The organism is Pedobacter sp. PACM 27299 (assembly GCF_001412655.1).
Lineage (GTDB): Bacteria > Bacteroidota > Bacteroidia > Sphingobacteriales > Sphingobacteriaceae > Pedobacter.
Map to the genome: position 1 here is coordinate 2,623,293 of NZ_CP012996.1, position 14,609 is coordinate 2,637,901.

At 41.2% G+C, this 14,609-nt stretch carries 13 protein-coding genes; 8 read left to right on the forward strand and 5 right to left on the reverse strand.

Annotated elements, in window-relative coordinates; genetic code table 11:
- Position 1 precedes the first annotated feature (1 nt).
- Entirely contained in the window at positions 2-2,776 is a 2,775-nt protein-coding gene (locus AQ505_RS11075; RefSeq protein ID WP_082461494.1) for an outer membrane beta-barrel protein, read from the forward strand.
- 61 nt (positions 2,777-2,837) lie between these two features.
- Here AQ505_RS11075 and AQ505_RS11080 read toward each other — a convergent pair whose 3' ends face one another.
- Both AQ505_RS11080 and AQ505_RS11085 read right to left on the reverse strand, forming a co-directional pair.
- On the reverse strand, positions 2,838-3,719 hold the full coding sequence (locus AQ505_RS11080) for a universal stress protein (RefSeq protein ID WP_062548241.1): 882 nt from the start codon (positions 3,717-3,719) through the stop codon (positions 2,838-2,840).
- A gap of 21 nt (positions 3,720-3,740) precedes the next feature.
- Complete coding sequence (locus AQ505_RS11085; RefSeq protein ID WP_062548242.1) at positions 3,741-5,324, reverse strand: BCCT family transporter; 1,584 nt, start codon at positions 5,322-5,324, stop codon at positions 3,741-3,743.
- Between the two features lie 161 nt (positions 5,325-5,485).
- Here AQ505_RS11085 and AQ505_RS11090 point away from each other — a divergent pair, with 161 nt between their 5' ends.
- From AQ505_RS11090 to AQ505_RS11100, 3 genes are all read left to right on the forward strand, one after another.
- Positions 5,486-5,980, forward strand: coding sequence for a hypothetical protein (locus tag AQ505_RS11090; protein WP_062548243.1), 495 nt, complete (start codon positions 5,486-5,488; stop codon positions 5,978-5,980).
- Positions 5,981-6,157: 177 nt separating this feature from the next.
- Positions 6,158-6,880 (forward strand): GNAT family N-acetyltransferase, encoded by a 723-nt coding sequence (locus AQ505_RS11095; RefSeq protein WP_062548244.1) that lies wholly within the window; start codon positions 6,158-6,160, stop codon positions 6,878-6,880.
- Positions 6,881-6,960: 80 nt separating this feature from the next.
- The gene (locus AQ505_RS11100) at positions 6,961-8,298 is read left to right on the forward strand and encodes an alpha-L-fucosidase (RefSeq protein WP_062548245.1); all 1,338 of its coding nucleotides are present in this window, start codon (positions 6,961-6,963) and stop codon (positions 8,296-8,298) included.
- Positions 8,299-8,449: 151 nt separating this feature from the next.
- On the opposite strand, the gene AQ505_RS11105 is transcribed toward AQ505_RS11100, so the two are convergent.
- Together AQ505_RS11105 and AQ505_RS11110 are read right to left on the reverse strand one after the other, a co-directional pair.
- Positions 8,450-8,641: a cold-shock protein gene (locus AQ505_RS11105; RefSeq protein ID WP_062548246.1), complete on the reverse strand. Its 192-nt coding sequence runs from the start codon at positions 8,639-8,641 to the stop codon at positions 8,450-8,452.
- 490 nt (positions 8,642-9,131) lie between these two features.
- On the reverse strand, positions 9,132-9,572 hold the full coding sequence (locus AQ505_RS11110) for an SRPBCC family protein (protein ID WP_062550974.1): 441 nt from the start codon (positions 9,570-9,572) through the stop codon (positions 9,132-9,134).
- Positions 9,573-9,852: 280 nt separating this feature from the next.
- Between AQ505_RS11110 and AQ505_RS11115 the strand changes: the two genes are divergently transcribed.
- Positions 9,853-10,686: a 3-keto-disaccharide hydrolase gene (locus AQ505_RS11115; protein ID WP_062548247.1), complete on the forward strand. Its 834-nt coding sequence runs from the start codon at positions 9,853-9,855 to the stop codon at positions 10,684-10,686.
- Between the two features lie 110 nt (positions 10,687-10,796).
- On the opposite strand, the gene AQ505_RS11120 is transcribed toward AQ505_RS11115, so the two are convergent.
- Complete coding sequence (locus AQ505_RS11120; RefSeq protein ID WP_062548248.1) at positions 10,797-11,570, reverse strand: glucose 1-dehydrogenase; 774 nt, start codon at positions 11,568-11,570, stop codon at positions 10,797-10,799.
- Between the two features lie 267 nt (positions 11,571-11,837).
- On the opposite strand from AQ505_RS11120, the gene AQ505_RS11130 reads away from it, so the two are divergent.
- From AQ505_RS11130 to AQ505_RS11140, 3 genes are all read left to right on the forward strand, one after another.
- Positions 11,838-12,677, forward strand: coding sequence for a hypothetical protein (locus tag AQ505_RS11130; RefSeq protein WP_157262309.1), 840 nt, complete (start codon positions 11,838-11,840; stop codon positions 12,675-12,677).
- Between the two features lie 67 nt (positions 12,678-12,744).
- Entirely contained in the window at positions 12,745-13,929 is a 1,185-nt protein-coding gene (locus tag AQ505_RS11135; protein ID WP_062548251.1) for a hypothetical protein, read from the forward strand.
- A gap of 53 nt (positions 13,930-13,982) precedes the next feature.
- Positions 13,983-14,582, forward strand: a complete 600-nt coding sequence (locus tag AQ505_RS11140; RefSeq protein WP_062548252.1) for an RNA polymerase sigma factor — start codon at positions 13,983-13,985, stop codon at positions 14,580-14,582.
- Positions 14,583-14,609: the final 27 nt, after the last annotated feature.

The window sequence follows — 14,609 nt, forward strand, 5'->3', positions numbered from 1 at the left end:
CATGTTACTCAAATGTTTAATGACCATTGTATGGTCAGCAGGATTTTTTTTGCCCGGATTTTCTCAGTATTCAGTTAAAGTATCAGTATTGGATAGCGAAGTTAACTATTTGATTTTAAATACTAATTTCGTTATAAGAAAACATGGTGTGCTGCAAAATTCGACCAAAGCAACTGCTAACGGCCGCTTTGAATTAAGGGGCTTGACAGCGGGTCGGTTTTCCTTATTGCTCAGCTGCATTGGCTATCAGGATTACCATTCGGAATTTGAGTTGAGTCCAGAAAATCCAGTCCTTGATCTTGGCAGGATTACCCTATTGATGAAAACTAATTTATTGAAAGAAGTGAGGATTTTAGGGACCGTCGATCCCATCCGGATCAAAGGAGATACTACGGAATATAATGCGCTTGCCTTCCGGTCGAACTTGAATGATAAAGTGGAAAGTTTGCTGAAACAGCTGCCTGGAATCTCAGTGGATAAAGATGGAAAGTTGACCGCTCAAGGTCGGACGATCGACAAAGTATTGCTGGATGGGCAGGAGTTTTTTGGTGATGATCCTACCTTGGCTACCCGGAATATTCGTACAGATATGGTGGATAAGATCCAGCTATTTGAGAAAAAAAGCGACCTGGCAGTGCTCATTGGCAGGAACGATGGGAAAGGAGTAAGGACGATGAACATCAAACTCAAAGCGGATAAAAAGAAGGGTTATTTTGGTAAAACAGAAGCAGGAATAGGAAATGGCGGTTATGCCGCCACCCAGATGATGGGGAATTATTTTAATGGTCAGCAGCAGATCTCAGTTTATGGAGTAGCCGGGAACAATGGGGCGACGAGTTTGAATTGGCAGGATAACGCCAAATACGCCTCTTCTAACGTAGATATTTCTGTTTCGGGGTATATGATTGACTTGGTTGGATACGATGAACTGGAGTCACGTAACGGCAATTACAGTGGACAAGGGATTCCGTTAGCCAGGACTTCAGGTTTACATTATGAGAATAAATGGAATAAAAATGAAAACAGCCTCAACTTCAATTATAAAATCGGGTCGTTAAAAACTACCGGGACACAGGAGATCAGTAGTCAGAATAGCCTGCCATCTGGCCTGGTCAGCAGCTCTGCCGCTGAAGAATTTAGTAATGAAGTGTTCCGGCAAAAGCTGGATGTCAGATTTGATTTAAAGCTTACAAATGATGCAAACCTGAAAATCACAGTGAATGGGGGGCTAAAAAATAGAGCAGCCAAGCACAGTGCTTTATCCAGTCTGTTGCTGCATCGGGAAGATTCAGCTGGACTCATGAAGGAAACTGAAAACTTTAGATATTTGTCGGAAGATTCAAAAGAACAGCATTTTATGGCTTCTGCTTTATACTTGAGGAAGCTGAAAAAAGAAGGTCGGACTTTCACAATTGGGCTCATGACTTCATTGGAACAGCAGCAGATGAATGGGCAGCTCAAGTCCAATACCACAGTTTCACAAATGGATCCAGCCATTGAAAATATTGATCAGAATAAAATCAGTAATATTTCCAATCAAGGGCTTTACATGAACGCGACCTATTCAGAACCTGTTTCGAAATCATTGCTGTTATTGCTCAATTATGGCTTAGGAGGAAGCAATAACGGGATGAGCAGGTTTTCATTCGATCGTTTAAATGAGCAGCTCCTGAATACACCAGATCCTCTGTATAGTAATGATTTTGAGCTGGGCCAGCTTGGACAGGAAGCAGGACTAAGTTTCAGCCTGGCGAAGCAAAAGGTGTTGCTTAATTTTGTGTTAAAAGGGAGTGTGGTTGCCTTTAAGCAAAGGGATAGGGCGACTAAAAGTCAATCCGATCGAAGCTTTCTGCTCTGGCATCCACAGCTTAATTTTCAGTATACCCTTTCGCCGCAGCGCAGCATTCGTTTCAATTATGAGGGAAATACAGCTGCACCAGCAATTGCCAAATTGCAGCCGGTTTTGATAAATGATGATCCACTAAACATCAGCCAGGGAAATCCGCTCCTAAGCCCCTCATTTAGCCAAACTTTTTTTATCGGATACCAGTCTTATCATCCTGATAATGGGGAGCTAATCGGTGTGTTTGCGAATTACGGAACTGTGATGCGGCCAATTGTCAATAAGATACAAACTGATACTGCAGGGAAAACATTTACGCAGTTTATAAACCTTCAGCATTTTCCATCCAGAAGTTTGAATCTTTCTTTATTTTATGACAGGAGGGTTAAAACCTTGGATATGAGTGTTGGGGTGAATTTCAATGTGAACGGTAATACCAGTTACCATATATCAAATGAAGTGCTCAATAAACTGGATGATTATACTTACAAAGTGCAAATGAGGTTTTCTAAACTGATGCCCAACGCGTATGAATTTAACCTGAGTTTGGGCCCTTCGTACACCCTAGGCGGTGCTTCATTACAGCCTGATTACCACAATAATGGAAAAGGTTTCCTAGGGGATGGGAATTTTACGGTATACCTGCCTTTCAGGCTTCAAACGATGGTCACAGCTGCTTATCAATACTTTGGTAAAACAGCCGTCTTTGATCAGGGGCTTTCAAGAATGATAGTCAATGCCTCCCTCAGCAAAGTTTTTTTAAAAGAAAACACTTTGAAGGTTGCGCTATCGGGAAGCGATTTATTGAACCAGAACGTTGGATTCAATAGGAGTAGCGCTGGTCATCTCATCAGTCATCGGAGTTTTACAGTCATTAAGCGGTATTTTATGCTTGGACTGACTTATGACCTGAATAAAATGAAATCTCAATAAATGATAGCCCAATAAATGATAGCCCAATACCTGGCGGTTCAATAAAAACTATTGAGGTGTTTTAACCTTCAATACTGTGTTTTACAAACAATAAACAGGCATCGCTTTCCAGGTAGAGCACTTCATTTGCCACACTGCCCATAAACAGTGTCGTCACAGAAGTAACCCCTTGAACACCCATAATCAATACATCTGCCCGTTCTTTTTTAACATGATACATTAATGCGGAGGCGATATTTTTATCTTCTGCGGGGATCACCTTTAAGGGCGTAGCAGTTGGATAAAGCTTCGCCCACTTTTCCGATTTCAGCTTCAGATCTTCCTGCGTATTCTTTTTGATTTCTGCAGTGGAAAGCCCAGGGAAGAACTTCCAGGACAATTTAGAGATGTTGATCGGCTGAAAAGTCAGCTCCGGTATCTGGTTATATTTCTTAATAAGGCTGCCCCATTGCATGACTTTAGCCGTATATTTTGAAAAATCTATGGCCTCTATTACTTTCGTTGGTTTAGGGTTATAGGTTTCCGGAACGAGCATGGTCTCAAAAGGAAGCATGCGGATCAGCTTATGAGCGAGCCCGCCATTGCCCTCCAGGTGCTGTTTATTGCCCAATATAGCCAGGTTGCTTTGCTTTTTCCTGGCCATCTTTTGAAAAGCCAGTTCTGTATAGTCCTCAAAACTGATCTCAACATCATAAGGCAATTGGTCGCCAAGCAGGGCAGGAATAGTATTAGAAAGTTTCTTTTTAAGCGTATTGGCTATGGTATTGAGCTGATCGAGGCTTTTAAAAGACTCAGGAAGCTCAGATTGTTTGATGTTATGAAAAAAAGTCACCTTGTTTAGGGGCAGCAATTCGGACAATAGCTGGAGGTATTGAATGAGCGACTGGTCCATTTCAGAAAGATCCAGCCCTGCAATTACATTTATTTTCGGGGTTAATGCCATGTTGTTTTCTTTGTTAAAGGGTTACTTCTGTTCAGACATCAGGTCTGAAATAGTGTCTCTATAGCTTTTCTCCTGCTTAGAACGCAGCTTCTTTTTATTCTTGTTCAGCTCTTCCTGCAGTCCTTTTTTCAGGCTGTAACACATCAGTAAAATGATGACGGCAAAAGGCAGTCCGGCAATAATCACGGCAGTCTGCAAGGCATCTAGTCCACCTCCCCAGAGTAAAACAATCGCGACTATCGCCTGTAGGAAAGCCCAGAAAACACGCTGTAATGGTGGGGTATAGGGGGCGTTACCTGAAGTGATGTTGTCGATCACCAGGGATCCTGAATCAGAAGAAGTGATGAAGAAAAAAGCGACCAGGAGGATGGCTAATCCTGATAAGATGGGGGTAAAAGGGATTTTCTGCAGGAATACAAAAAGGGCAGTGGAGATGTCGGAATTTACGGCAGCGATCAGGCTATGGTCGCCTTCCAGAATAAAATGAAGGGCGGTTCCACCAAATACAGTCATCCATAATAAAGTGATGATTGCAGGGACAATCAGAACGCCAAGGATAAATTCCTTCACGGTTCTTCCTTTCGAAATCCGCGCGATAAAACTGCCTACAAAAGGAGACCAGGCGATCCACCATGCCCAATAGAACACGGTCCAGGAATTTTGCCATCCCGATTGCCGGTAGCTGTCATTCCAGGTGCTGATTTCGATGAAGTCGGCCAGATATGATCCCGTATTTTGTATGAAGCTTTTTAGCAGATAAATGGTCGGGCCAAGTGCAAAGACCAGCAGCATCAGCGCAAAAGCCATGATCATATTTCCCTGGCTCAGGAGTTTAACGCCCTTATCTAAGCCAGAAACCACTGAAATGGTGGCGATAGAAGTCACGATGATGATGATAAAAGATTGGAGGGTGGTAGACATATCCCAGCCGAAAAGGAAATTTAAACCTGCATTCATTTGCTGTACCCCTAATCCCAGGGAAGTGGAAAGGCCAAACAAGGTGGCGATGACGGAAAGAATATCGATCGAATGTCCCCACCAGCCATGAATACGCTCTCCTAAAAAGGGGTAAAATAGCGAACGGAAGGTAAGCGGGAGTTTCTTGTTGAAAGAAAAGAAAGCAAGTGCAAGTCCGACTACCGCATAAATTGCCCAGGCATGGAGTCCCCAGTGTAAGGCCGTAAACTCCATCGCTTGTATGGCCAGTTCCGGTTCGGAACCCGCCGGGCGCGGAGGGTGACTGAAATGGGAAACAGGCTCAGCAATGCTGAAAAACATAATTCCTATGCCCATTCCTGCACTGAACAGCATGGCAAACCAGGAAATGTTACTGAACTCCGGTTCCGCATCCTCTCCTCCAAGTCGGATTCTGCCAAACTTCCCAAAGGCCAGATACAAGCAGAAACCAAGGATAAAGTTGACGGTCAGGATTAAAAACCAACCCAGGTTTTGTGTAATCAACAGCTTTGTATTGTCGAACCAGGCGTCTAAGGATTTCTGAAAGAGCAGGCACAGTGCCAGGCTACATACAACCAGTAATATCGAGGTGTAAAAGACTGGTTTATTGATGACGAATTTAGAATTTCGCGGTTGATTCTTGAGCATGTTCCAGGTTTATGAAAGCATAACACAGTTTTTGTGATTAAGTTTCTGTTTTTGGCGCATTTACCCCTTAATATTGACGTTTTACTCCCCTTTAATTCTAAAAATAGCTGTTTAACTTTAATCACAGTTATTGATCGGATTGAAAATAAAATCATAAAACCATGGAAAACAACACCGTTAGTAACAGAACGCAGGGGCTGCTGTCTTTATTTGACATACAAACCGGCTTTCTGGCGAAGGCAATTACAGGAATTTCGGAAGAAGATATGTACAACCGTTTAAATACGGAGGCAAACCATCTGGCCTGGCTGACCGGCTCTTTGGTGGGACAGCGGTTTTGGATGACTGCCGAGACCAATCCGGGGCTTAAGCAAACCGGATATGAGCTCTTTGCGGATCATAAAGGGATACAGGAAGGGACAAAGTATCCTACAAAAGAAGAATATTTGAAAGATTGGGAGATGATCAGCCCGATTGCCCGGGAAGCATTGCGGACAATCGATGATCAAAAGTTAGACAGTGAAATCGATATGGGTTTCATGAAAATGACTTATGATGAGATGATTACTTTTACGATTTATCGGGAAGCTAGTATCATTGGTCAGCTGGCATTGTGGAGAAGGTTGTTGGGTTATCCGGCACTGAAATACGATTAGCCTTCGTTTTTAAGAAGATCATTCCATTGATGATCGTGTTCATGATGCCGTTAATGTGCTGCTTAAAAAAGCAATCTGAAGCTCATTAACGGTATTTTTACTTGAGTTGCTGGGCTTTGAATCTTATATTTATCAGCCAGCACGTGTAAAAAAACACACATCGGCTGCTCGAAACCTATGATCAAAGACGAAAATAAATTAGACAACCCCGTTTGGTTTTCATTAACGGAAAGCCATGCCAAATTCTCAGTCGGCCATGCTGAGGTCAGCGACCATGCTCAGGTCTGCAACCATGCTCAGGTCAAATTCTACCATCCAGACTATTGCCCTTTTGGTGGTTACCTCAATTTAGATTCCACCGAAAAACACTTAAAAGACTATTCAGAACTGTCTGCTTCCTTTTATGTGGTGGGCGAACAGCCCAATTACCCAGCTTCCTTAACCTTAAACAAAGACCTGGTATGCCTTCAAATGGTGCTTTCTGACAAAATAGAGGTTGATATAGTAGAAGCTATCATTCCCTTAAAAGCGGAGCAGAAAGCCGATCTTCTTAGATTGGTAAACCTGGTACAACCCGGGTACTTCAAAGATAAAACACCTGAATTGGGTAATTATTACGGGATTTATAAAGACAATCAACTGGTAGCAGTTACTGGTGAGAGGATGAACATGGATGCTTATACGGAAGTGAGTGCCGTAGTGACACATCCGGAGCATACAGGAAAGGGCTATGCCAAACAGTTGGTAGCCCATACTTCAAAACAGATCCTTTTAGAAAATAAAACACCCTACCTGCATGTTGCCGAAAGCAATACCGGAGCCATAAAACTTTATGAAAAGCTGGGCTTTGTAACCAGAAGAAAAATCAGCTTCTGGAATTTCATAAGAAGCCAAAGCTAAAATCGTTGAATGCTTTGGCATTATCGCAGAATTGCAGCAGCTCTTAAATCCGTTATTTGTAATAACCAAATGATAAAACTATGAAAAAGAGCTGTTTGCTGTTTGCCGGCCTGGCCTTGTCCTGTTCGGTATTTGCCCAAAAGAACTATTTAGAAGAATCGAAAGCCGCAAAAACACAGCGGATGCAATGGTGGCATGATGATACTTTCGGAATGTTCATCCATTGGGGATTATATGCGGTTCCTGCCGGTACTTACAATGGAAAGGATGGTGGTGCAGAATGGATTATGGAAACGCATCACATTCCAACCGCGGAATATGAGAAATATGCGGCACAATTTAACCCTCAGCAGTTTGATGCAAAAAAATGGGTCAGCATTGCGAAAGCGGCAGGTGCCAAATATATAGTGATCACTTCGAAACACCATGACGGCTTCAGTATGTGGGATAGTAAGGTGACAAATTACGACATTGTAGATGCGACGCCATTTAAAAGAGATGTGATTAAAGAGCTGGCGGATGCCTGTAAAAGTGCAGGTATCAAATTCGGTTTGTACCATTCCATCATGGACTGGCACCATCCAAACGCCAATCCGAAACAAAAACCGGCGCAGAAACCCGATTTCGCGAAATATAGAGAAGAGTACTTAAAGCCGCAATTGGCAGAGCTGATTAAGAAATATGACCCCGCCATATTGTGGTTTGATGGAGAATGGATTTCCGAATGGACGGAAGAACAGGGGAAAGATCTTTATAACTATTTACGCGCTCTAAAACCATCTTTAGTGATCAATAACCGCATCAGCAAGGCCCGTGGAGGGATGGAAGGGATGAATAAATATGAAAATGCAGCTGGAGATTTCGGGACTCCGGAACAGGAAATCCTAAAAACCAATTCTCAGGATTATTGGGAAAGCTGCATGACCATCAACAACAACTGGGGATTTGTGAAAAACGACCAGAATTGGAAATCAGCAGAAACACTGATCAATAATCTAATCGATGTAGCTGCAAAAGGAGGAAATTACCTGTTAAATGTAGGCCCAAATGCCGCAGGTGAAATTCCTGCTCCAAGTGTAGAACGACTGGGAGAGATGGGGGTATGGCTGAAACAGAATAAAGAAGCCATCTATTCGACAAATAGCCTGGAAAACTATAAAGAAGGGGACCATATCCGCTTTACGCAGGGTAAAGATGGTAAAACTACCTACGCCATCTTTAATAAACAGGAGAACAATGAAATATCCATTGCGACTATTCAGCCAAAAAAAGGATCTAAAACCTATTTGTTAGGCTTGAATCAACCATTAAACTGGACCAGCAATAACGGGAAGGTATTGGTTAAACTGCCGGCAGAATTGCCTGGCAAATATGCCTGGGTTTTAAAAATCCAGGATGCTGCGAGCAAAGCGAAATAAGAATTAAAATTGAGGCGGTACGGATTTCACTCGAAATACGGCCGCTTTTTCACAATTAGGAGGAGCGTTTTTTTAATACTGCTAGCCAATGCCGTTTAGAAACAAAAAAAAGCATCTCTTTTGGAGATGCTTTGATTAAATCATCGATCAATTAGATGGCTTTAACATTTGTTGCGTTTAGGCCTTTTTTGCCGTTTTCAACTTCATAGGTAACTTTGTCGTTCTCCCTAACTGGGCCTGCTAATCCTGTTACATGTACAAAGATCTCTGCATCTCCGTTTTCAGGTACGATAAAGCCAAATCCCTTTGACTCATTAAAAAATTTTACTGTTCCTTCTGGCATTGTATTTTATTTAGTTATTAAAGATAAGTGTTATCGCTTCCATTTAAGTAGTTGCTCAACGATAGTGAATAACAAGTGTAAAATAGGGATTGTTTAAAAGAAATCTAAGTTTTTTTAATAAAATATTTTACAATAGTTCATTTTCCCTTCTAATTGGGGTTTTAATGCGGTTTTTCGCGATTTAGTATATTTTAAAATTAATAGTTTTTTTTAACTAATTACTTTTTGTGCAGGCGGAAATGCCTCCGGATCTTTCAGATATTGTCCCGGAAATAGATTTCAAGGGTTATTAAAACTATTTCCCCGCTCAAGGGTTTTAAATATAAACACTAACATTATGTCTATATTTCTTGAATATCCATCCGCTGAAGATTATCCGGTTTATGAGCCTAAGCCTTTTGCTACGACCTGGGAATAACCGAGAAAATCAAATAAAAAAATAGCGCATATCCTGAGGATAGGCGCTATTTTTATGATATAATTATAGTACTTAAAGAATTTTGTTTAGTGCATCCAGCATCTTTGTCCAGGAATTTTCTGCACTTTCCACGAAATGAGCCCAGTTCGCTGGCATTTTCTGAGTCAGGGTAAGTTCAGCACCAGTAGAATTAGGTATGATATCAATCACGATCTCAGAGTGATCAGGTGAATCCGAGCGTACTGCCCAGGTAAAAGATAGGTGCAGTGGCCTGTTGATCTCCATATATTCACCGACATGATCCACCTCATCCGCTTCCCGCTTTACAATATAGGAAAAGGATCCGCCAACTTTAGGATCGGATTTAAGACTGATAATCTTTTCATCCCGGACCTCGGGACCAAACATAAACCTTCCAATCATTGCGGTATTTAACCAGGCATCAAATACATCTTCCGCAGATACCGAAAAATGGCGGCTTACTGTAGCATGAGCAGGGAGTTGATCATTCATGATTTCCATTTTTATTTAGTTTTATTGAGCTATTATTTTTCGTATAACTTTTGTTAACGCCAGAATGTTTTAAGCGCCACCAGAAATTTTCTACTCATCCCCGGCTTTACTGTTAAAGTTAACGAATATATGAACAGATAGTAGTCAGGCTATAGTCCATTTTTTTTCTCTGAATCAAGCCCTTTATTTTAATAAAGGTTAATTTTTTAGCACATCAGCAGGATAATTATTGACTGATGTGATTTTAATCCCTATTTTTAAACCAACCATAAAATGAAATATGAAACTAAAAATCAACTTATCTCTTATTGCCGCACTCAGCTTCTTATTCGTAAGCCATGCTGCTGCTCAAAAAGGCTGGACCAATCTTTTTAACGGGAAAGACCTGAAGGATTGGAACATTAAAATCTCCAAACATGACTATAACGACAATTATGCAAATACCTTCCGTGTAGAAGGTGGCCTGATCAAAGTAAACTATGATGGATATGAGAATTTTGATCAGCAATATGGACATATTTTTTACAAAAAACCTTTTTCATACTACCTGCTAAGAGTCACCTATCGTTTTGTTGGCGAGCAGGCTAAAGGAGGAGAAGGATGGGCGATAAGAAATAGTGGAGCGATGCTGCATTGTCAGGCGCCGGAAACAATGCTTAAAAACCAGGATTTCCCAATATCTGTAGAAGGACAAATTTTAGGAGGCGATGGCGAACATGTACGTCATACCAGTAATGTATGTACGCCAGGTACGCAAATCGTATATGAAGGGAAACTATTTACTCCGCATTGCCTGGATTCTAAATCGAAAACTTATGATGGCGATCAATGGGTAACTGCTGATTTTCTGGTTTTAGGAGATTCAGTGATCAAACACATCATTGATAAAGAAGTGGTATTGGAGTATACTAAACCGCAAATTGGTGGAGGAAACGTCTCTAACTTTGATCCGAAAATGAAGCAGGATGGAAAAGCGCTTACAGGCGGTTATATTTCTCTGCAGAGCGAAAGTCATCCTATAGAGTTTAAAACAGTAAAGCTTTTTAACCTTGCGCCTTATGCAAAAGATAAAGCAAAGTTGGATAAAATGATTGCCAAGGTGTTAAACGATTAACAAATTAGCACCCGATTAAGGGAATCGAATAGCAAACAGGCCTCATTTTTACTATAAATGAGGCCTGTTTTCATATCATCATGGTCTGAGATTTAATAAAGCTTTCGGAATTAGTCAAGGGTTTGAACCCCACCGCCATTCACAAATAGGGTTTGTCCGCTTACCCATTCCGAAATAGGAGCAGCAAAATACAATACAGCTCCAGAAATATCTGATGGCTCCCCTAATCTCTTAATTGGCGTATGTGCCAGCATCCTTTCTTCAATTTCTGGTGTCAGCACAGTCGCTAAGGCTGCAGTTTTGGTAGCCCCGGGGCCAACTGCATTGATGCGAACTTCCGGACCGAAATCCATGGCCAGATTGCTGGTCATGTGGTTGATGGCGGCTTTAGAAGAGGCATAAGCACTGATATTCGGACTTTTGTTGATACTGCTCATCGATGTGATATTGATAATGCTTCCGTAACCATCTTTTTTCATTAAAGGCACGCATAGCTGACAAAGTCGCCAGGCACTGAAAACATTCAGCTTGAATACGCGGGCAAAGTCATCTACCGTGATTTTAAAGGGGTTTTCGCGACCAGCGCCACCTCCGCCCGCATTATTGACCAGGATATGAACACCACCTAATTCCTGATCAGCACGTTCCACAAGCCGAACCAAGTCCTCATCATTGGTCACATTACACTCAACCGCAATGGCTTTACCGCCTTTAGCAATGATCTCTTCGACTACTGCTATTGCATCTTTTAATTTCAAATCGGCCACAGCAATAGCAGCACCAGCTTCCGCAAGCGTCTCACAGCAAGCTTTACCAATCCCATTACCACCTCCGGTTACAATGGCAACTTTCCCTTGCAGGTTAAAAAGTTCGTTTATAAGCATATCCTATACATTTAATTTTAAAGGTCGAAATCCAGGTTTTTACCTGATTTAAACACAAAAACAACAACAGGAGGTGGTAAATGTTTGGTTTAACAGCAGAGTCATTAGAAGAACTGTCAATTTTCTGTGGGGAAGCCATTTTAATGCAGGTATTCTGTTTTAAATTAAGATATTGGAAGCTCGCTGAACAAATCAGGTGGATCATCAAAAAGAAGCCTGGCCGATAAAAACTGGCCGATAAAACTGGCCTATAAAAACTGAGCATACATGAAAATTTGCAAAAGAACCGAATTCATTAAACTAAAAATCTTATTGCCGCTCGTTTTGATGGTGTCATTGTCTTCCTGCGTTTCCAGGTTGTCCAGGCCTGCTATGTCAGGTGTGATCGTAGATTACGATAAAAAACCAGTAGCGGATTGTCGGGTCGGAGAAACACGAACAGATAAAAATGGAAAGTTTTACCTCACAGAAAGAAGATATAACAAGTTTTTACTTTCAGAAATCATGATGATGGAAGCACCTCCGGTAAATGTGATGGAACCAATTACAAAAGAAGGTTTTAACAGTGATGCGATTTCGTTGTTTAACCCCCGTGGCGGCGGACAAGCGAAAGGAGCGAATTATCAAATAGATACTATTTTTCTAAAGAGAACAAATCAGCAATTTGATATCAACAGTTTACTAGCCAACAATACCTGGAATCTAAGCTATACTAAAAATGCGGATACCATATATATGGTTAGCCCAAAATTTAAAGATTGGTGTAAAACGGAGAACTGCCGTGCATTTTATAACAATTATGAGGTTTTAACTGATAATTATTACCATTCTAATGGCAATAACCTGAAGGATGGTATAATTAAGCGGTTTATTGAGGTTCGTTTTAACGGCGATCATTCTGGTAAATTACAGCAGGTACAACATTACAAACATACTTATGAAGGGCCAAATAAACCAAGTGATACCCTCCATACCAATATTACCTGGGCATTCACAAAGCCAGATGTCATCAAATTTGTGATTCCAAAGCAGGCTGAAATTAATCAGCCTTATAAAATAGTGATGGTGGATTTGTATCAAATGATGCTGATCAAAAGCAAGGAATAACTTAGCATGGCCCCATCCAATAATCCCCTTTCAATAAACTAAGAATAACCGGTCCACGACCTGAAAAATGAGCATATCGACCCTAAATAAAACCATATATACGATGCTGCTGGCCACAATGATTACGGCCTGCCAAAATACCTCAAAGCAATCTGCTGAAGAATCCAAAGTACCTTCCTCCTCAAATCAAACACAGCAACTGATCCAAGTTTTATCTGAACAACTCAAAAGAGGAGAAGATGAAAACTTCATATACACGGAAAAGGACCTCGATGTAACGGTACCCATTCTTAAAAATGAATTGCTGAAATACGGTTTTAAACCCGTTAGCGATGAAGTGTTCGCGGAAAGAATACTGAAAATATTCGGAAGAAAGATCGATCCTAATTCCAGCTCCAATTATTTAGCCATCCATTTTGACCCGGCAGCGAATACAGAAAGATATGCGAGCCCGGCTTGTAATCAAGAACTTGTTTTCAAAGGGAGCGCGCTCTGCGACAGCAATCCTGTATATGTCATTAAAAAAGACAATTTTATCACGGAGCTTTTCGCCCTGCCTCGAATCATGGATTATGAAAACATGTATCCTGATCTATCTTCTTTGGAATCCAAAAACAGTAAAACCGCTCCTTGGAAAGACAATACAGACCTGGCTGCGGATAGGAAAAGGATTATTGAAAAGTTAGTGATCCGTAATATATACCTCATCAACGATGATAAATCCCAATTGCCTTGGCTGATTAAAAACGATGCTGCATTTCTGGAAGACCTGGTTACTGATTTCGGCTATACTGATGACCCTAAATTATTGGAATGGCTGTTGAAAAGGAGCCTGGAATTGCGCTGGCCAGAACAGGTCCTTGCTGAAATATTATGGAGAACCGGCTGTAATGGAGAATTGATTTTTCATGAAGGCGCATTCGAGGTACTGAAGACATTGAGCAATAAGGAGAACCCTGGTTATCTGGAAAACCTCAGGCTTCACATCTTAAATATCAGCCTGAAAAAGGAACATGATACGTTAGACTTCGAAAAAAGAACTAAACTGCTGACTTACCTATGTCATCAGGGGACTAAAATTGCAAAAGAAAAAAACGCTGAATATGATTACCTCTTTTTCCAAATTCTGAACCAGCCAGCGTACCTAGCGGAGATGAAAAAGAACAATTTCTATGACCTTCCCGGTTGTGACGCGCTTTTTAAAGATACCGCTTTTATTTTGCGCCTTAACAATCACATAACTCCACATTAACTATAAGCTTATTTCTTCCTGCTAGGTTTGCCACCGTTAGATTCAGGAAGATTATGAAAGAATTAAGTGAATTATCAGACCATCAGTTGTTGAAATCTTGTCGCAATGGAAATGATAAAGCATTTGATCTGCTCTTTCAGCGATATTTCAAACCACTCTACTCGCTCTCTTTAAAATATGTGCGTGATCCGGAAGTTGCCGAAGAATTGGCAATGGACCTGATGCTGTGGGTATGGGAAAAAAGACAGCTCGACTTTTGTCCCGATGGAAACCTGAAAGCGTATTTATTTAGGGCGATACGCAACAGCGTGATCAGCTTCTTCCGCAAAAAGACTTTAGCTACCCAGCCACTGGAAGATTACCATGAAGAAACCATGCCGGATTCCAGACATGCGGATCACAACCAGATCTATACAGAAATTGAAGCCTGCTTCCAGGAAAAACTGAATGAACTGAGTCCACAGCGACGCAAAGTTTATGAAATGAGCAGGGAGGAAGAGCTGACCTACCCGCAGATCGCCCATCAATTGAACCTTTCTGCAAACACAGTGAAAAGTCACATGAGCTATTCTTTGAATCACCTGCGTAAAAGTTTACATGAATACCTGGATGTTACCTCTGTAATTGCGCTTTTCTGCTGGTTCATAAAATAATTCAATTATTTTTTCAAACCCATTCAC

What these genes read in the sequence shown, in the direction of transcription:
- AQ505_RS11135 (WP_062548251.1), top strand. Translation starts at nt 12,745, where the DNA reads ATGAGCATATCGACCCTAAATAAAACCATATATACGATGCTGCTGGCC.
- AQ505_RS11090 (WP_062548243.1), top strand. Translation starts at nt 5,486, where the DNA reads ATGGAAAACAACACCGTTAGTAACAGAACGCAGGGGCTGCTGTCTTTA.
- AQ505_RS11105 (WP_062548246.1), bottom strand. Translation starts at nt 8,641, where the DNA reads ATGCCAGAAGGAACAGTAAAATTTTTTAATGAGTCAAAGGGATTTGGC.
- AQ505_RS11075 (WP_082461494.1), top strand. Translation starts at nt 2, where the DNA reads ATGTTACTCAAATGTTTAATGACCATTGTATGGTCAGCAGGATTTTTT.
- AQ505_RS11100 (WP_062548245.1), top strand. Translation starts at nt 6,961, where the DNA reads ATGAAAAAGAGCTGTTTGCTGTTTGCCGGCCTGGCCTTGTCCTGTTCG.
- AQ505_RS11120 (WP_062548248.1), bottom strand. Translation starts at nt 11,570, where the DNA reads ATGCTTATAAACGAACTTTTTAACCTGCAAGGGAAAGTTGCCATTGTA.
- AQ505_RS11085 (WP_062548242.1), bottom strand. Translation starts at nt 5,324, where the DNA reads ATGCTCAAGAATCAACCGCGAAATTCTAAATTCGTCATCAATAAACCA.
- AQ505_RS11130 (WP_157262309.1), top strand. Translation starts at nt 11,838, where the DNA reads ATGAAAATTTGCAAAAGAACCGAATTCATTAAACTAAAAATCTTATTG.
- AQ505_RS11110 (WP_062550974.1), bottom strand. Translation starts at nt 9,572, where the DNA reads ATGAATGATCAACTCCCTGCTCATGCTACAGTAAGCCGCCATTTTTCG.
- AQ505_RS11115 (WP_062548247.1), top strand. Translation starts at nt 9,853, where the DNA reads ATGAAACTAAAAATCAACTTATCTCTTATTGCCGCACTCAGCTTCTTA.
- AQ505_RS11140 (WP_062548252.1), top strand. Translation starts at nt 13,983, where the DNA reads ATGAAAGAATTAAGTGAATTATCAGACCATCAGTTGTTGAAATCTTGT.
- AQ505_RS11080 (WP_062548241.1), bottom strand. Translation starts at nt 3,719, where the DNA reads ATGGCATTAACCCCGAAAATAAATGTAATTGCAGGGCTGGATCTTTCT.
- AQ505_RS11095 (WP_062548244.1), top strand. Translation starts at nt 6,158, where the DNA reads ATGATCAAAGACGAAAATAAATTAGACAACCCCGTTTGGTTTTCATTA.